The following is a 17,713-nucleotide window of genomic DNA, read 5'->3' as shown; positions in this document are numbered from 1 at the left end:
CCTGGACGGACTCGGTTCACCGACTGCCCTCGCGGCAAAAATCCACGAGCTCCAACCGCTTCCAGCCAAGGTGCCGTTGGAGGAGCTTTGCATGCAGTTCGGCATCCAGTCGATCAGCGAGCTGGAAACGGACGGGTTCGAAGCTGCAATCATCATGGACGAGCTCAAGGCTCGTGGCGCAATTCTGGTGGCGAGGGGCAAGTCAGCGGAGCGGCAGCGTTATTCCATAGCCCACGAATTGGGCCACTTCCTTATTCCAACACACCGGCCATCGCGTGGTTACGAATGTTCGCTGGCGCATTTCCATCTTCTCAACGCGCGGGACCGTGACCGGCGAAACCGCGTCGAGGCTGAGGCCAACCGCTTCGCTGCGCACCTTCTGATGCCCCCCGCCAAAGTCAGGGCACGCATCCGCCAGACAGATTCGGCGATCGAGAGTATTGTTGCCATGGCCCGCGAGTTTGGCGTGAGCAAGGAAGCCATGTCTCGGTCCTGGGTCGAGGCCCACCGTGAGCCGGTAGCCATCGTTGTTGCTCACCGAGGGAGGATGATTCGTCGCTACCGTCACGAGGATTTCCCTTGGTTGCCCGACGGGAACGGTCAGCTTCCCGTGGACTCCGCCGCCGCGTCGTCCATGCCTGCGCCAAGCGTCTACTCGCCAATCGAGGAGGTGGACCCGGATGTCTGGCTGTCCGACCATGATTCACAGCGCGTGCTCAGTCTGACGGAGCAGGTGCTCGGGCAGCAGGACGGGTACGCGCTCATCCTCCTGCAAGCCGAACTCGACGACGACAGCGAGACTTAGCCGCGAGATTCCAGCCAGCGCGGGGCGCCTCTCCCTGCTCAAACAGCCAGATTGGCTGTTCGGCACGAACGGGATCCCTGTTCCAGCCGTTAAGATTCCCTGTTCGTAATGTAGGGAATACGACCCCGCTTAACGGCAGAATTCTGCAGATTTCGAAAGAGCGAGCTGGAAGAATGGACGCTAGAAAATTGCAAAATCCCTGTAAATTCCCGCTCAACAGGGAAATGAGGGGAGAGAGCGGTTCGCAGCCGACTGGCTCCACCGCCATTAATCGCAGACTGTGATTTCGGCGATGAGATCTCGAACGCGCTCGGTGGCCGGTCGCCGCTTTGATTTTTGAGTGGACTTCTGAGCGCCGGATATTATGTACCGAGCGATATGAATAAGCCCGAGACCCTTCCGGCCCGCGGCCGGCCGCGCGAGTTTTGCGTCGATCGCGCGCTCGCCCAGGCGCTGCGCGTGTTCTGGACCAAGGGCTATGACGCCACCTCGCTGACCGACTTGACCGAAGCGATGGGGATCACCCGGCCCAGTCTGTACGCCGCGTTCGGCAACAAGGAGTCGCTGTTTCGCAAGGCGCTCGATCTCTACGAGCGCGAGAAGATGTTTTACGTCGGCAAGGCGCTCGCCGAGCCGACCGCGCGCAAGGTCGTCGAGGCGATGCTGCGCGGCGCGGTCGAGAATATGTCGGGCTGCGACGAGCCGCACGGCTGCCTGCGCATTATCGCCACGGTCGCCGGCGGGCCCGACTCGCAGTCGATCCGCGCCGAACTGATGGAGCGCGGCAAACTGGTCCATGAAACGATCATCGATCGCTTCCGCCGCGCTCAGCGCGATGGCGACTTGCCGGCGCACCTCGACGTCGTCGGGCTGGCCGACATGCTCAAGGCCCTGTTCCAGGGCATTTCGGTCCAGGCGACGCAGGGCGCCACCCGTGAGGAGCTCGACCGCCTCGTCGACACCAGCCTGCTGATGTGGCCGAGCGCCTGAATCGGGCCGCCTGAAAACTTTTTTATCGCTCGGTACAGAAATAGCTTGACCACCCCCCAGCGATCTCTGTACTGGGCGGTATAGAAAGACGGAGCCGGACATCGGCAGCGCCTTTCAGGTGACGACAAGGGGCGATGCGTACCGTCATCCCTTGCCGTTCGCGGGCTGACCTCCGCCGGTACTTTATACCAATTGCGAGCATCACGGCGCGCCCGCGCGGCACGTCGACAGGACAAATGCGTGCCCACCGAACACGCTGACGCCGGGAGGCTGTTTCCGGCGATCGGCGCGGTGCGCCCGCTGCGAATGGAGGATTGAGTGGCCTATCTAGCGCGAATCGAATCGGACGGCGCAAACGCAATCGATCTCTCCGCGATCGAGCCGCCCGCGATCGCCACCACCGGCACGCCCGTCGCCGGTTTCCTCACGCTCGAATGGGCGATTATCCGCGACGCGCGCAACGATCGCTTGTGGACCATCCGCCCGGTCGGTGCGCTGCGCCGCTGGTGGGAGGGGCTGCTCGGCCGCGGCATTCCCAAGCTCGCCAACGAGCGGCTCGAGACGCTGCGGCGGATGGCCGTGCTGAGCTGGAATTACGGCCGCTCGGTCTCTGGCGAGGACATCGACGATTTCCTCGCCGCGGGATTTACCCCCGACCAGTATGAATTGCTCGTCGGCAGCGTCCGCGCCGCGCTCCGACCGTCCCCATCGCCACAATTCGTGAGAGCCGCCGCGTGACCTTCGACCGCAACACCGACTTCCATGAATCGGGCGCCGCCACCCGCGAAACGCTGATCGTGCGCCTGCGCCGTCAGCCCCCCGCCGCGCGCGCCGCGCTGATCGCCTTGCCGCTGCTGGCGCTCGCCGCGCTGATCTACTGGATGGTCGCGGGCGGCGCACAGCCGGCCCCCGCCATGCCCCCGGCCGAAGTCGCGGTCGCCACCCCGCTCCAGCGCAACATCTTCGAATATGAGGAATTCACCGGACGCTTCGAGCCCAGCCGCTCGGTCGAAATCCGGCCGCGGGTGTCGGGCCAGCTCCAGTCGCTGCACTTCCGCGACGGCGACTTCGTCCGCCAGGGCCAATTATTGTTCTCGATCGACCCGAGGCCGTTCGCGGCGGCGTTGGCCGAGGCGCAGGCGCGCGCCGCCGCAGCACGCACGGCGGCCGCGCTTGCGCAGGCTGAATTGGTGCGGGCGCTGCGCCTGCTGCCGGACGAAGCGGTGTCGCGCGAGGAAGTCGACAATCTGCGCGCGGTCGCGCGCTCGGCAGAAGCCAATATCGCCGCCAACGACGCCGTCGTCCGCCAGCGCGCGCTCGATGTCGAGTTCACCCGCGTGCGCGCCCCGATCAGCGGGCGCATTTCGTATCGCCGCACCGATCCGGGGACGCTGGTCAGCGGCGGCAACAGCGGCGCCGCGACCCTGCTGACGACGATCAACGCAGTCGATCCGATCCACTTCACCTTCGACGTTTCCGAGGCCTCACTGCTCAAGGCCCAGCGCGAGCGCGCCGCCGGCGCGGGCGCCGGCCAGGCGCAGCAGGTCGATATCCGCCTCCAGGACGAGCCCGACTACCGTTGGCACGGCCGCATCGATTTCACCGACAACGGGATCGACCCCAGCTCGGGCACGATCCGCGCCCGCGCCACGATCGCCAACCGCGACGGCTTTCTCACGCCCGGCATGTTCGGCAACATGCGCCTCGCCGCCCGCGGCCCGGTCACCGCTTTGCTGGTGCCCGACAGCGCGGTGCTCACCGACCAGGCGGGCAAGATGGTGATGACCATCGGCCCCAACGGCCAGCCGCGTCCGATACCGGTCGTGGTCGGCCCGGTGATCGACGGCCTGCGCGTGATCAAGAGCGGCCTCGCCGCCAACGCCAAGGTGATCATCCGCGGCCATCAGCGGATGATGCCCGGGGCCCCGATCAAGCCCAAGCTGACCCGCATCGTGCCGCAACGCTCGCCCTCGTCGAGCCCGGCCGCCGCTCCGCCGCCGGCGAGCAGCGCCAGCTTCGGCGCGAATTAAGGAACCGCCCGGTGCGCTTGACCCGAATCTTCATCGACCGGCCGATCTTCGCCGCGGTCATCGCGATCGTCATCACGCTGGTCGGCGCGATCTCATATTTCGCGCTGCCGGTGTCACAATATCCCGATGTCGTGCCGCCGACGATCACCGTCAGCGCGTCCTACCCGGGCGCGTCGGCGGAGACCGTCGCGGATACCGTCGCGGCGCCGATCGAGCAGCAAATCAACGGCGTCGACGACATGCTCTACATGGCGAGCCAGTCGACCGGCGACGGCCGCGTCACGGTCACCGTCACGTTCAAGGTCGGCACCGATCTCGACCAGGCCCAGGTGCTGGTCCAGAACCGCGTCGCGCTGGCCGAGCCGAGCCTGCCCGAGGAAGTGCGGCGGATGGGCGTGGTCACCCGCAAGTCGCTGCCGTCATGGCTGATGGCGATCAACATCGTCTCGCCCGACGGCTCGCGCGACCGCGCCTACATGTCCAACTACATCCTCGGCCAGGTGCGCGACCGGCTGACCCGCGTCGATGGCATCGGCGACGTCATGATCTTCGGCGGCCGCGACTTCGCGATGCGGGTTTGGATCGATCCCGGCCGTGCCGCCGCGCGCGGCATCACCGCCGGCGAAGTGGTCGCCGCGCTGCGCTCGCAGAACGTCCAGGTCGCCGCCGGCACGCTCGGCCAGCCGCCCTACGGTAACGGCGCCGCCTATCAGCTCAACATCGAAACCCAGGGCCGCTTCAAGGAGCCGCAGGATTTCGCGCGGATCATCGTCAAGACCGCGCCGGGCGGAGCCGTGACCCGCGTCGCCGACATCGCCCGGGTCGAGCTCGGCGCCGAGGATTACGGCATCAACGGCTATCTCTCGGGCCAGGACTCGCTGATCCTCGGCATCACCCAGCGCCCCGGCACCAACGCCTTGGCCGCCGCGCAGGGCGTCATCGCCGAAATGGAATCGGCGTCGAAGGATTTCCCCGCGGGCGTCGCCTACAAGGTGATCTGGAACCCGACCGAATTCATCAGCAAGTCGATGGAGGCGGTCCAAGTCACCTTGCTCGAGGCGATCGTGCTAGTCGTCCTCGTCATCTTCGTCTTCCTCCAGAGCTGGCGCGCCGCGGTGATCCCGGTGATCGCGATTCCGGTCTCGCTGATCGGCACCTTCGCGGTGCTCTCCGCGCTCGGCTATTCGCTCAACACGTTGTCGCTGTTCGGCCTGGTGCTGGCGATCGGCATCGTCGTCGACGACGCCATCGTGGTAGTCGAGAATGTCGAGCGCAACCTCGAGCGCGGGCTCAGCCCGCACGAAGCGGCGCGCAGCTCGATGGACGAGGTGTCGACCGCGCTCGTCGCGATCGCGCTGGTGCTGTGCGCGGTGTTCGTGCCGACGATGTTCCTGACCGGCCTGTCGGGCGAATTCTACCGCCAGTTCGCGGTCACCATCTCGAGTGCGACACTGATCTCGTTGGTGCTCTCGCTGACCCTGTCGCCGGCGCTCGCCGCGCTGCTGCTGCGGGCCAAGGGCGAAGCGCCGACGGGCAAGCTGCGCCGGTTGCTGTTCAACGCGGGCGAGCGCTTCAACCGCGGTTTCGAGCGACTGTCGCGCTGGTACGGCCGCACCACCCGCCGCCTGATCTCCAGCCCGCGCAAGGTGCTGCTTGGCTATGGCGCGCTGGTCGCGGCGACCCTCGGCCTGTTCTGGATCACCCCCGCCGGCTTCGTCCCCGCGCAGGACCAGGGCTATGCGCTGGCCGCGGTCCAGCTGCCCCCCGGCAGCTCGATCGACCGCACCGACGCGGTGCTCAAGAAAGTCGCCGCGCGGATGGTCAAAATCGACGGCGCCAAGGATGCGGTGATGTTCGCCGGGTTCGACGCCGCGTCGGGCACACAAGCGTCGAACGCCGGGGCCGCCTTCATCACCTTCGCCGATTACGCCGAGCGCGCGGCCTCCGGCCGCACCGAGCAGGCGATGATGGCCGACATGCGCGCCGCGATCGCCGACATCGACGAAGCCGCGGTGTTCGTGATTCCCCCGCCGGTCATCCAGGGCATCGGTTCGGGCGGGTTCCGCATGCTGATCCAGGATCGCGGCGCGAGCGGCTATGAGGCGATGCAGGGCGCCGCCTACCAGTTTATGGGGCAGGCCGCGCAGACCCCCGGCCTGGCCAACGTGTTCACGCTGTTCAACGCCTCGACGCCGCGGGTCTACGCCGATGTCGACCGCACCAAGGCGGACATGCTCGGCGTGCCCCCGGCGCGCGTGTTCGAGGCGCTCCAGATCTATCTCGGCTCGGCCTACGTCAACGACTTCAACCTGCTCGGGCGGACCTATCGCGTGACCGCCCAGGCCGACTCGCGGTTCCGCGACGACAGCGCGGATATCGCGCAGCTCAAGACCCGCTCGGACAGCGGCGCGATGGTCCCGCTGGGCTCGGTCGCGACGTTCGAGGACCGCACCGGGCCGTACCGCGTGACGCGCTACAATCTGTTCCCCGCGGTCGAGATGGACGGCGAGCCCGCGCCCGGCACCTCGACCGGCGAGGCGCTGGCCAAGATGGAGCAGATCGCCGCTTCGCTGCCCCCCGGCTTCCGCACCGAATGGACCGACATCGCCTTCCAGCAGAAGGAGGCCGGCAACACCGCGGGCATCGTCTTCGCGCTGGCGGTGGTGTTCGTGTTCCTCGTCCTCGCCGCCCAGTTCGAAAGCCTCGCGCTGCCGCTGGCGGTGATCCTGATCGTCCCGATGACGCTCCTGGCAGCGATGCTCGGGGTCAATCTGCGCGGCATGGACAATAATATTTTGACCCAGATCGGGCTGATCGTGCTGGTCGCCTTGGCCGCCAAGAACGCCATCCTGATCGTCGAGTTCGCCAAGCAGGCCGAGGAGCGCGGGGCGACCATCCTCGATGCGGCGGTCGAGGCGGCGCGGCTGCGGCTGCGGCCGATCCTGATGACCAGCCTCGCGTTTATCCTTGGCACCCTGCCGCTGGTGATCTCGACCGGCGCCGGCGCCGAGCTGCGCCAGGCGCTCGGCACCGCGGTGTTCTTCGGGATGATCGGGGTCACCGCGTTCGGCCTGATCTTCACCCCAACCTTTTACGTCGTCAGCCGCAAGGCCGCCGAGCGTCTCGCCGAGCGGCGCGCCCGCCGTGGCGGGACGCCCGTGCCGCAGCCGGCCCAATGAGGCTCGCCATGCGCTTTCACCGCTCTCTCGCCATCGCATCCAGCGCCCTGACGCTGGCCGCCTGCGCCGCCGTCGGCCCCGACCACCGCCCCCCTCCGGTGTCGGCCGCGGCGCAGGCCAATTTTGTCGGAGCGAACGCCGCCGGCGTGTCACAGGCGCCGGTCGAGCCCGGCTGGTGGCGGCTGTACCAGGATCCGGTGCTCGACGGGCTGGTCGAGCAGGCGCTCGCCGCCAATACCGACCTCGCGATCGCCGCCGCCAACATCGCCGCCGCGCGCGCCTCGCTGCGCGGCGCGCGCTCCGATCGGCTGCCCCAGACCGAGCTTGGCGGCAGCGCCCAATACGGCCGCCCCGGCGGCGCCGAGCGCTTGCCGGGACAGGGCGCCGACACCTCGCTCGCGACCGGCTTCGATGTCGCCTACGAGATCGACCTGTTCGGCCGCGTCCGCCGCGGGATCGAGGCCTCGCGCGCCGATCTCGACGCCGAGCTTGCGGCGCGCGACGCGGTCCGCGTGATCGTCGCCGCCGAGACCGCCCGCGCTTACGGAGACAGCCTCGCCACCGCGCGCCGGCTCGAGGTTGCGAACCGCACCGTCGCCTTGCTCGACCAGAGCGTGTCGTTGGCCGACAAGCGCTTCCGCGCCGGCCGCACCTCGCGCCTCGACCTGGTCCGGGTCGGCGCCCTGCGCGCCCAGCAGGCGGCGCGCATTCCCGAGCTCGAGGGCGACCTCGACGCCGCCGGGTTCCGCCTCGCCACCCTGACCGGGCGCCCGCCCGCCGAGCGTCCGACCATTGCGCGCGACGGCCGCCCGCTCACCTTGGCCCGCCCGATCCCGATTGGCGACGGCCGCACCTTGCTCGCCCGCCGCCCCGACGTGCGCGAGGCCGAGCGCCGACTCGCCGCCTCGACCGCGCGGATCGGCGTCGCCACCGCCGACCTTTATCCGCGCATCAGCCTCGGCGGTTCGCTGACCTCGACCGCGAGCAGCGTCGCCGGGCTGCTCAGCGGCGGCGCCATCGGATTCCTGCTCGGGCCGCTGATCAACTGGTCGTTCCCCAACCAGGCCGGGATCCGCGCCCGCATCGCCGGCGCCGAAGCCCAGGCGCAGGGCGACCTCGCGCGGTTCGACAAGGCGGTGCTGACCGCGCTCGAGGAGACCGAAACCGCGCTCAGCCGCTACGCCAATGAAATCGAGCGGCGCGCCGCGCTGCAGGCGGCGGCGAGCGAGGCCCCGGCGGCCGCCCGCATCACCCGCGCCCAGCTCCGCGAAGGCCGCGCCGACGGCCTCGCCGTGCTCGATGCCGAACGCACGCTGGCCAACGCCGAGGCCGACCTAGCCGAAGCCGACGACCGCCTGATCGACGCCCAGGTCAACCTGTTCCGCGCGCTTGGCGGCGGCTGGCAGGCGGGCATAGCCGGTGCCTGATCAGGCGGGAGCGGCCCCTGATCCCGGCCTTACCGATCGCCGTCGTCGCTTTCCCTGGCACCATAGCGCACCTGTCTCGGGGGGGACCGCTGAGGCGCCGACCGGAGTGGCACTGACCGCTGCCCCAGGGCAGCAACGCCGTGCTCGGCGCGGGCAGTTTCGAGAGCGTTGGCCAAATCGAAGTTGGCGGGATGAGCGGGCGAGTGTACGCATTCGCCCGCCACCAACTCGGCATCTGGAACATGGAAAAATTTCCGGATGGGCGACTGCTTGAGTAATGAGAAAGTATTGAAAAAATTCAGTCGGCCTTCCCACGAGAACGTGGCTCCCACGGACAAACATCGATCTGAACGCCGGCCGGATGTGCAAGGCCTGCGGGCGGTTGCCGTTATCCTGGTGATCCTTTTCCACGCAAATCTCCCGGTTCCCGGGGGCTTTGTCGGAGTCGACGTTTTCTTCGTCATCTCGGGTTTTGTGATTACCCGCCTCCTGTGGAAGGAGCTGCAGCTAAGCAACCGGATAAACCTGAGGCGTTTCTATACCCGCCGGGTGCGGCGGCTCCTGCCGGCGCTGGCACTCGTCCAGCTGTTCGTCGCGGCGGGCGCGTTGGTTTTGCAGAGCCCGCTCGGGTTGCAGCAGCAAACTGCGAGAACGGGTATCGCCGCCTCGCTGTTCGCGGCGAATGCCGAGCTCGCTTCATCCGTCGACTATTTCGCTGCGCCGGCGGAGTATCATCCGCTGCTGCACACATGGACTCTTGCCGTCGAAGAGCAGTTCTATTTCTTCTTTCCGGCATTACTGTTCGTCGCGTGGCAATTCGGCCGTCGCACCAAGAGTGCGCGATCCCCCAAGCTTCTCTTGTCCTTTGCGGTCATGTCGGTGCTGCTGGTTTCCCTCGCAGCATCCGTGTTCCTGCTGGACGCACGCGGCGCCCCGTTCGGCGCCCTCGATTCAAACCGCATCTTCGCCTTCTATGCTTCGCCTGTCCGCGCCTGGGAGTTCGCTGCAGGGAGCCTGCTCGCCCTTTACGAGCCCGCTTTGTCACGCCTCTCCGCGCGCATTGCCGCCGTATGCGGAGCCATCGGCCTGGCGCTGATCGTCGCCGCGGCATTCGCCTTCACCGATGCCACTCCGTTCCCCGGCTACGCCGCTTTGCTGCCGGTCCTGGGCACGACGCTGCTCATTCTCGCCGGTACCGGCAGGCAAGTAGGGATTTCGAGATTGCTGAGCAGGCCGCTCCCGCAGTGGATCGGCGAGGTATCCTATGGCTGGTACCTTTGGCATTGGCCGTTCATCGTCTTCACGCGCGCGATCTGGCCCCATCCCAGCCCCTGGCTGCTCCTGCTGGCTGCCCTGGCCGCGCTGATCCCCACCTGGCTGTCCTACCGCTATGTCGAGAACCCGATCCGGAACAACTCGCGCATCGTCGGGTGGCGAGCGGTCGGGCTGGCCGGGATCTGCACGCTTGTGCCCGTGGCGCTATTCGCGGCCCTGTACGCCAGCACTCTGTTCCCTAGCAGAACCATGCGCGAGCTGAATGTCGCAAATCGGCTCCATCTGGCGGATGCGCGCGAGTGCAAATATTATCTTCCTACGGCCGCGGGCACGCGCGAGGGCTGCACCTGGAAAAGCGACTCGCCGCGCGGCACGATCATTCTCATCGGTGATTCGAACGCCGGGCAAGTTGCCGAGCCGATTGCCGCGGTCGCCGACAAGCTCCGGCTCAACTTCACGCCGGCAATTTTTTGGGGCTGCCCGTTCGCCGATGTCATCACGCGAAAGGCCGGCCCGTTCGACGAAGATGGTTGCCGCAACTTCGTCACTCGGTGGACCGCCGATCTGGTCGAATCCCGGCCATCGCTGGTGATCATCGGAAACATGGCAGTCGAGTATATCCGCCCCGGCAGCCACGTCTCGTTTGAGCATCCCGCAACCGGAGAGATTGCGTCCCAGTCGGACAAAGCGCGAGCGTGGGAAGAGGGTTTGCGTTCGACGATCGGTCGCTTGAACGACGCCGGCGTCCCGGTCCTCCTTATTCATAATGTGCCGCACTTTCACGGTTCGAAGTCGTTCGACCTTCGGGCATGCCCGGCGTTCCGAATCTACTCCGATCTCGCATCCTGCGGAGTGACAATTACCAAGCAAGAGTCGCTGGAGTACAACCGGCCGGCACGACAGGCGGAGGAACGCGCGTTGCGCGGCATGCCGCGGGCGCGCGGGGCTGATTTTACCGATGTCCTGTGCGCGCGGGAGTATTGCTCGACCTATCGCGACGGGCAATTTCTCTATCGCGACGGCTGGCACCTCAACGTAGGCGGCGCAATGCGGCTCGCCCCGGAGTTTGAGAAGCACATCCGGTCAATGGCCCGGATCGACCGCGAGTGATGTTCCTCGACGCGCACCGCAGTCGCCGCTGCAGTCGAAGCTGAGACTGTACGCCGGTAAGGCGCGGCGAACGGTGCCTTGTTGGCGGGACGGCCTCCCGCTCGGCCATTTGTGCGCCTACAGCGCGCGGATGGTGACGCCCGTCCCTGCCTGGTTGCCGTGAACCGGCGCTTGCGCTCTGCGCCCGGCGGGCCGCAGCGCGGAGTCGCCGCGGTGCCCGGCGACAAGTCGACCTCGCATCGCGCGCTGATCCTAGGCGCGCTTGCCGAGGGCGAGACGCGGATCGCGGGGTTGCTCGAATCGGACGATGTGCTGGCGATGTGACGGCGCTGCGGGCGTTCGGGATCGCGGTCGAGCGCGAGGCGGACGGTTGCTGGCGGGTCAGGGGCGGGGAATGGCGCTCGCCCGAACGGCCAATCGATTGCGGCAATGCCGGGAGCACGGCGCGGCTGCTGATGGGCGCGGCGGCGGGGTTTCCGATCATCGCGACGTTCGACGGCGACGGATCGCTGCGGCGGCGGCCGATGGACCGTCTGGTCGCGCCGCTGGCCGAGATGGGGGCGCGGATCGAGGGCGGCGAGCATTTGCCGCTGACGATCCACGGCGGCGGGCTCCGCGGGATCGAGCACGTCAATCGCTTCGCCTCGGCGCAGGTCAAGACGGCGGTGCTGCTGGCGGGGCTGCGGGCGGACGGCGAGGTCGTGGTGATCGAGCCTGAGCCGAGCCGCGACCATGGCGAGATCATGCTGCGCGAGTTCGGCTGCGCGGTGGACAGCAGTGGCGGGATAGTGCGGCTGGGCGATCAGCGTCAGCTGCGCGGGACCGACATCGCGATCGGCGGCGACCCGTCGTCGGCGGCGTTCCTGTGGACCGCGGCGGCGATCGTCCCGGGGTCGGCGGTCGCAACGCCTGGCGTGCTGGTCAATCCGCTGCGCACCGGGCTGCTCGATGCGCTGGCGGCGATGGGCGCGGAGGTTTCGGTGACCAACCGGCGCATACAATCCGGCGAATGGATCGGCGATGTGCGGGTCGCCGCGGCGCCGCTCAAGGCGATCCAGCTCGGCGCGGAAAAGGTGCCGGCGATGATCGACGAATATCCGCTCGCCGCGGTGGCGGCCGCGTTGGCAGAGGGCACCAGCCGCTTTGACGGACTGGCCGAGCTGCGCGCCAAGGAGAGCGACCGGCTGGCGGCGATCGTCGGCGGGCTCACGGCATGTGGAGTTTCCGCGCACAGCGAGGGCGACAGCCTGATCGTGACCGGCGGCAAGGTGCCGGGCGGCGCGGACATCGACAGCAAGGGCGACCACCGGATCGCGATGGCGACGCTGACGCTCGGGCTGGCGGCGCAGCGGCCGGTGAGCGTAAACGGAGCGGAGATGATCGCCACCAGCTTCCCCGGGTTTGCGGCGGCGATGCGGTCGGTCGGAGCGACAATCGATGAGCTGGAATAGCTTCGGCCACCTGCTGCGCTTCACGACCTGGGGCGAGAGCCACGGGCCGGCGATCGGCGCAGTGGTCGACGGCTGCCCGCCGCGGCTGGCGCTCGACGAGGCGTGGGTGCAGCGCTGGCTCGACGAGCGGCGGCCCGGCCAGTCGCCGCACACCAGCGCGCGCGCCGAGCCCGACCGGGTGCGCATCTTGTCCGGAGTCTATGAAGGGCAAACGACGGGGACGCCGATCAGCCTGATGATCGACAATGTCGACGCGCGGCCGGCCGATTATGGGGATTTGCCGCCGCGGCCAGGGCATGCCGATCTCGCCTATGAGCAGAAATACGGGCTGCGCGATCCGCGCGGCGGGGGGCGGGCGTCGGCGCGCGAGACCGCGGCGCGGGTGGCGGCGGGCGCGGTCGCGCGGCTGGTCATCCCCGAGGTCAGCATTGCCGCGCGGGTGGTCGAGATCGGCGGCGAGCGCGATGAGGCGCGGTGGGACGCGATGCTCGCTGCGGCGCGGGAAGCCGGGGACTCACTCGGCGGCGTAGTCGAATGCGTCGCCGAGGGCGTGCCGCCGGGCTGGGGCGCGCCGGTCTACGCCAAGCTCGATGCCGAGCTGGCGGCGGCGTGCATGGGCGTCAATGCGGTCAAGGGCGTCGAGATCGGCGAGGGGTTCGGCGCATCGCGGTTGAAGGGCAGCGATAACCGCGAGGGGATGGCGGCGAGCGGGATCGACGGCGGGATTGCGACCGGCCAGCCGATCGTGGTGCGGGCCGCGTTCAAGCCGACCTCGAGCATCCGCATCAAGGGGCGCCACGACCCGTGCGTGGCGATTCGCGGGAGCCCGGTGATCGCGGCGATGGTCGCGCTGGTGCTCGCCGACCACAAATTGCTGCATCGCGCCCAGTGCGGATGATCAGTGGCACTTGAACCGGTCGAACGGCTCCAGGCACGAGGTGCAGCGCCATTGCGCCTTGCACGGGGTCGAGCCGAAGCGGCTGACTTCCTCGGTCGCCACTGACCCGCATTGCGGGCAGGTCGCGGCCTTGGCCAGATCCGGCGGGGCGATGCCGTAGGCGGCGAGCTTGGCCTTGCCCGCGTCGCTGATCCAGTCGGTGGTCCACGGCGGCGCGAGGCGGGTTTCGATGCCGATCGAGCGAAAACCCGCGGCGTCGAGCGCGGCGCGGATCGACTGCTCGATGTAAAGCGTGGCGGGGCAGCCCGAGTAGGTCGGAGTAACGATGACTTTGCCGTCTTCGACCCCGCGGACGATGCCGAGATCGAGCACCGACACGGCCGGGATTTCGGGGTCGGGGACGTCGGCGAGGACGGCGAGGATCTGCGCTTCGGTCACACCCGTTCCAGCGCCAGCGCGATGCCCTGGCCGACGCCGATGCACATCGTGGCGAGCGCGTAGCGGCCGGCGGTGCGCTGCAGTTCCTCGGTCGCGGTGAGCGCAAGCCGCGCGCCCGACATGCCGAGCGGATGGCCGAGCGCGATGGCGCCGCCGTTGGGGTTTACGCGGGGATCGTCGTCGGGGAGTCCAAGCTGGCGCATCACCGCGAGGCCTTGCGCGGCGAACGCCTCGTTCAATTCGATCACGTCGATGTCCGCGATTGCGAGGCCGAGACGCTTCAATAGTTTTTGCGATGCGGGCGCGGGGCCGATGCCCATGATGCGCGGCGGGACGCCAGCGACCGCGCCGCCGAGGATGCGCGCGCGGGGGGTCAATCCGTGGCGCTTGGCGGCCTCCTCCGAGGCGACGATCAGCGCTGCTGCGCCGTCGTTGACGCCCGACGCGTTGCCGGCGGTGACAGTGCCGTCCTTGCGCACGATCGGCTTCAGTTTGGCGAGCGTTGCGAGGTCGGTCAGGCGCGGGTGCTCGTCCACATCGACGATCCGCGGGTCGCCCTTGCGCTGGGGGATTTCGACCGCGACGATTTCGGCGGCGAGGCGCCCGCTGGCTTGCGCGGCGGCGGTCTTCTGCTGGCTGCGCAGGGCGAACGCGTCCTGGTCCTCGCGGCTGACCGAAAACTCGTCGGCGACATTCTCGGCGGTGCTTGGCATGGTGTCGTCGCCATAGGCTTCGCGCATCTTGGGATTGACGAAGCGCCAGCCGATGGTGGTGTCGTAAATCTCGGCGTTGCGGTCGAACGCGGACTGCGCCTTGGGCAGGACGAACGGCGCGCGGCTCATGCTTTCGCTGCCGCCGGCGATGATCAAATCGGCATCGCCGCCGCGGATCGCGCGCGCCGCCATCGCAACCGCGTCGAGGCCCGAGCCGCACAGGCGGTTGAGGGTAACGCCGCCGCTGCTGTCGGGGAGGCCGGCGAGCAGGCCCGCCATGCGCGCAAGATTGCGGTTGTCCTCGCCGGCCTGATTGGCGCAGCCGAGGATGACGTCGTCGATCGCGGCCCAGTCGACCTTGGGATTGCGGTCGATCAGGGCGCGGATCGGGATCGCGGCGAGATCGTCGGCGCGGACGCTGCTGAGCGCGCCGCCGTAGCGGCCGATCGGGGTGCGGATGGCGTCGCAGATATAGGCTTCGGTCATAAAGTCGTCTTTTCACACGAAGGCGCGAAGGAGCAGGAAGGCGCGAAGGGTCCTGCGCATCTTCGTGGCTTCAATTCTTTCTTCGCGGCTTCGTGTGGAATCCTTTTTGGTTGCTGCGCAACGACGGAATCAAATCACCCCGCGGCGCATTTGGTCGAGCTCGATGCTTTCGAACAGGGCTTTGAAATTGCCTTCGCCGAAGCCTTCGTTGCCCTTGCGCTGGATGATCTCGAAGAAGATCGGGCCGATCACGTTCTGGGTGAAGATCTGCAGCAGCAGCCCCTGCCCCTCGGTCGGCGCGCCGTCCATCAATATGCCGCGCGACTTCAATTCGGGGACGTTCTCGCCGTGGCCCGCGATGCGGCTGTCGAGCAGCTCGTAATAGGTTTCGGGGGTGTCCTGAAATGGAATGCCGCGTTCCCGCAGAATATCGACCGCGCGGTAAATGTCGGTGGTGCCGAGCGCGATGTGCTGGATGCCCTCGCCCTTATACTCGCGCAGGAATTCCTCGATCTGGCTCTTGTCGTCCTGGCTTTCGTTCAAGGGAATGCGGATTTTGCCGCACGGGCTGGTCATCGCCTTGGAGAACAGGCCGGTGACCTTCCCCTCGATGTCGAAGTAGCGGATCTCGCGGAAGTTGAAGAGTTTTTCGTAGAAGTCGGCCCAGTGCGCCATGCGGCCGCGATGCACATTGTGGGTCAGATGGTCGATGTAGGTGAGCTTGCTGTCGGCCTCGGCCTCGCGCGCCTGCCAGTCGGGCTCGAAGTCGAAATCGACGTCGTAGATCGCGCCGTTCGATCCGTATTTATCGACGAAATAGAGCCGCGAGCCGCCGATGCCCTCGATCGCCGGGATGTCGAGCTCGCCCTCGGCGACATCGCTTTTGACGTCGGTGGCGCCCAGTTCGAGCGCGCGTTTGTGCGCGGCGGCGGCGTCCTTGAAGCGGAACGCCATGGCGCAGGCGCACGGCCCGTGGGCCTTGGCGAATTCCTCCGCAAAACTGTTGGGCTCGGCGTTGATGATGAAGTTGCAGTCGCCCTGGCGGTGGAGGGTGACGTTCTTGCGCTTGTGGCGGGCGACCGCGGGGAAGCCCATTTTGGTGAACAGCGAGCGCAGCAGCTCGGGGTCGGGCGCGGCATATTCGACGAATTCGAAGCCGTCGGTGCCCATCGGATTTTCGAGGCCGAGCGGGCCCTTTTCGGCGACGGCGCTGTCGGTTGCGGTGGCCATGATCGTCTCCTTTGCCCGTTCCACTGCTCCGCGTGGGCATGCTTTGCAAGGGTCGCGGAATGGCCGATATGGGGAGTCGATGACGCTACAACCACCCGCCGGATGGACCCTGAGCGAAGACGGCAAGGCTCTGACCCGGAGCTTCACGTTCACGGATTTCGCGGAGGCATTCGCGTTCTTGACGCGAGTCGCGGCGCACGCCGAGGCGATCGGCCATCACCCTGAGTTCACGAGCGTGTGGAACCGCGTCGACTTCCGGCTGACCAGCCATGACGCCGGCGGGGTGACCGAGCGCGATGTTGCGCTGGCCGAAGCGATCGATCGCTTGGCGGGTTAGAGCGCCTGTGCCGCGGCGTGCGCGCTGGCCCACGCCCACTGGAAATTATAGCCGCCGAGCCAGCCGGTGACGTCGACCGCCTCGCCGATCGCGTAGAGGCCGGGGACGCGCTTCGCCGCCATCGTCTGGGACGACAATTCGGCGGTGCTGATTCCGCCGATGGTCACCTCGGCCTTGGCGAACCCCTCGCTGCCGTTGGGGGTGAAGGTCCAGCCGGCGAGGCGTCGTTCGGCGGCGTCGAGGGCGCGGTCGGGGAGGTTGGCGAGCTCGCCGGGGAGCGCGAGCTGCGCGGCGAGGGTTTCGGCGAGGCGGTCGGAGAGGTAGCGCGCGAGGGCGCGGCGCAGCGTGGTGCGCGGCTCGGCGCGCTTTGGGGCGCGCAGCCAGCCTGGGGCGAGGTCGGGGAGGAAGTCGATCGCGACTGGATCGCCGTGGCGCCAGTAGGACGAGATTTGCAGGATGGCGGGACCGGACAGGCCGCGGTGGGTGAACAATGCGGCTTCGCGGAAGGTGCCCTTGCCGGCGCGGGCGACGACCTCGGCCGAGACGCCGGACAATGTGCTGAACAAGGCTTCCTCGCCTGACAAAGTGAGCGGGACCAGCGCCGGGCGCGGCTCGACGATCTTGAGGCCGAAGCGGCGCGCGGTGTCGTAGGCGAAACTGGTGGCGCCGAGCTTGGGGATCGATAGGCCGCCGCTGGCGAGGACCAGCGACGGGGCGCGGGCGGTGGCGGTTTCGAAAGCGCCGTCGCGGTGCTCGACGGTGGCCGCTGAACCGAACTTGGTGTGAACCCCGCCCGCCGCGCACTCATCGAGCAGCATCGCGACGATCTGCCGCGCGGATCCGTCGCAGAACAGTTGGCCGAGGGTCTTTTCGTGCCAGGCGATGTGGTGACGCTCGACCAATGCGATGAAATCCGCAGGCGTGTGGCGGCTTAGCGCGGACTTGGCGAAATGGGGGTTGGCGGAGAGGAAATTTGCGGGGCCGGCACCGATGTTGGTGAAATTGCAGCGCCCCCCGCCCGAAATCAGGATCTTCCGCCCCGGCTCGGGCGAATGGTCGAGCAGCAGCACTTTGCGCCCGCGCTGGGCGGCGAGCGCGGCGCAGTACATGCCAGCCGCCCCAGCTCCGATGATGATCGCGTCATAATTGCGCAAGGCGGGCATAGGCGCCCCCTAGCGGGGGCGTGCGGACTTGGCGAACAGGTGGCTGGCATTGGCCGCCCGCCGTCCCCATCTGAGCGGCCAGAGTGGAGACCGATGCGATGCCCGACTCAGCCGAATATGTTCCCCCCGCCGTGTGGACCTGGGACCAGGCCAGCGGCGGCCAGTTCGCCAACATCAACCG

At 67.9% G+C, this 17,713-nt stretch carries 13 protein-coding genes and 1 pseudogene; 10 read left to right on the top strand and 4 right to left on the bottom strand.

Annotated elements, in window-relative coordinates; genetic code table 11:
• The 9 genes and pseudogenes from RMP08_RS11795 to RMP08_RS11755 form a co-directional block, all read left to right on the top strand.
• Positions 1-805 (top strand): ImmA/IrrE family metallo-endopeptidase (locus tag RMP08_RS11795; protein WP_310469195.1); only part of this gene is annotated, 805 nt, incomplete at its 5' end.
• 378 nt (positions 806-1,183) lie between these two features.
• Entirely contained in the window at positions 1,184-1,795 is a 612-nt protein-coding gene (locus RMP08_RS11790) for a TetR/AcrR family transcriptional regulator (protein ID WP_310469194.1), read from the top strand.
• Positions 1,796-2,113: 318 nt separating this feature from the next.
• Complete coding sequence (locus RMP08_RS11785) at positions 2,114-2,533, top strand: hypothetical protein (RefSeq protein ID WP_310469193.1); 420 nt, start codon at positions 2,114-2,116, stop codon at positions 2,531-2,533.
• Positions 2,530-3,825, top strand: a complete 1,296-nt coding sequence (locus RMP08_RS11780; RefSeq protein ID WP_310469192.1) for an efflux RND transporter periplasmic adaptor subunit — start codon at positions 2,530-2,532, stop codon at positions 3,823-3,825. The genes RMP08_RS11785 and RMP08_RS11780 overlap by 4 nt, the downstream gene beginning before the upstream one ends.
• Before the next feature lie 11 nt (positions 3,826-3,836).
• The gene (locus tag RMP08_RS11775) at positions 3,837-7,004 is read left to right on the top strand and encodes a multidrug efflux RND transporter permease subunit (protein WP_310469191.1); all 3,168 of its coding nucleotides are present in this window, start codon (positions 3,837-3,839) and stop codon (positions 7,002-7,004) included.
• Positions 7,005-7,012: 8 nt separating this feature from the next.
• The gene (locus RMP08_RS11770; RefSeq protein ID WP_310469190.1) at positions 7,013-8,431 is read left to right on the top strand and encodes a TolC family protein; all 1,419 of its coding nucleotides are present in this window, start codon (positions 7,013-7,015) and stop codon (positions 8,429-8,431) included.
• A gap of 270 nt (positions 8,432-8,701) precedes the next feature.
• Complete coding sequence (locus tag RMP08_RS11765) at positions 8,702-10,816, top strand: acyltransferase family protein (RefSeq protein WP_310469189.1); 2,115 nt, start codon at positions 8,702-8,704, stop codon at positions 10,814-10,816.
• 111 nt (positions 10,817-10,927) lie between these two features.
• Positions 10,928-12,267: pseudogene (gene aroA / locus RMP08_RS11760) on the top strand (3-phosphoshikimate 1-carboxyvinyltransferase).
• Positions 12,254-13,165, top strand: coding sequence for a chorismate synthase (locus RMP08_RS11755; RefSeq protein WP_310469188.1), 912 nt, complete (start codon positions 12,254-12,256; stop codon positions 13,163-13,165). Before aroA ends, RMP08_RS11755 begins: the two are co-directional and overlap by 14 nt.
• On the opposite strand, the gene paaD is transcribed toward RMP08_RS11755, so the two are convergent.
• The 3 genes from paaD to hppD form a co-directional block, all read right to left on the bottom strand.
• Entirely contained in the window at positions 13,166-13,603 is a 438-nt protein-coding gene (gene paaD, locus RMP08_RS11750; protein WP_310469187.1) for a 1,2-phenylacetyl-CoA epoxidase subunit PaaD, read from the bottom strand. It abuts the gene before it with no gap.
• Entirely contained in the window at positions 13,600-14,802 is a 1,203-nt protein-coding gene (pcaF, locus tag RMP08_RS11745) for a 3-oxoadipyl-CoA thiolase (RefSeq protein WP_310469186.1), read from the bottom strand. The genes paaD and pcaF overlap by 4 nt, the downstream gene beginning before the upstream one ends.
• A 129-nt stretch (positions 14,803-14,931) precedes the next feature.
• Positions 14,932-16,032, bottom strand: a complete 1,101-nt coding sequence (gene hppD / locus RMP08_RS11740; RefSeq protein WP_310469185.1) for a 4-hydroxyphenylpyruvate dioxygenase — start codon at positions 16,030-16,032, stop codon at positions 14,932-14,934.
• 79 nt (positions 16,033-16,111) lie between these two features.
• Between hppD and RMP08_RS11735 the strand changes: the two genes are divergently transcribed.
• Complete coding sequence (locus RMP08_RS11735) at positions 16,112-16,369, top strand: 4a-hydroxytetrahydrobiopterin dehydratase (protein WP_310469196.1); 258 nt, start codon at positions 16,112-16,114, stop codon at positions 16,367-16,369.
• On the opposite strand, the gene RMP08_RS11730 is transcribed toward RMP08_RS11735, so the two are convergent.
• Entirely contained in the window at positions 16,366-17,532 is a 1,167-nt protein-coding gene (locus RMP08_RS11730) for an aminoacetone oxidase family FAD-binding enzyme (RefSeq protein ID WP_310469184.1), read from the bottom strand. The two genes, RMP08_RS11735 and RMP08_RS11730, sit on opposite strands and share 4 nt — an antisense overlap.
• Positions 17,533-17,713: the final 181 nt, after the last annotated feature.

Origin of the sequence: Sphingomonas sp., from assembly GCF_031426035.1 — a bacterium.
Classification (GTDB): domain Bacteria; phylum Pseudomonadota; class Alphaproteobacteria; order Sphingomonadales; family Sphingomonadaceae; genus Sphingomicrobium.
Note: the sequence above shows the minus strand (reverse complement) of the source record. Positions and strands in the feature narration are given on the sequence as shown.

Coding starts and splice junctions, on each gene's coding strand:
- RMP08_RS11790 (WP_310469194.1), top strand. CDS start 1,184: ATGAATAAGCCCGAGACCCTTCCGGCCCGCGGCCGGCCGCGCGAGTTT.
- RMP08_RS11770 (WP_310469190.1), top strand. CDS start 7,013: ATGCGCTTTCACCGCTCTCTCGCCATCGCATCCAGCGCCCTGACGCTG.
- RMP08_RS11755 (WP_310469188.1), top strand. CDS start 12,254: ATGAGCTGGAATAGCTTCGGCCACCTGCTGCGCTTCACGACCTGGGGC.
- pcaF (WP_310469186.1), bottom strand. CDS start 14,802: ATGACCGAAGCCTATATCTGCGACGCCATCCGCACCCCGATCGGCCGC.
- hppD (WP_310469185.1), bottom strand. CDS start 16,032: ATGGCCACCGCAACCGACAGCGCCGTCGCCGAAAAGGGCCCGCTCGGC.
- RMP08_RS11735 (WP_310469196.1), top strand. CDS start 16,112: ATGACGCTACAACCACCCGCCGGATGGACCCTGAGCGAAGACGGCAAG.
- RMP08_RS11730 (WP_310469184.1), bottom strand. CDS start 17,532: ATGCCCGCCTTGCGCAATTATGACGCGATCATCATCGGAGCTGGGGCG.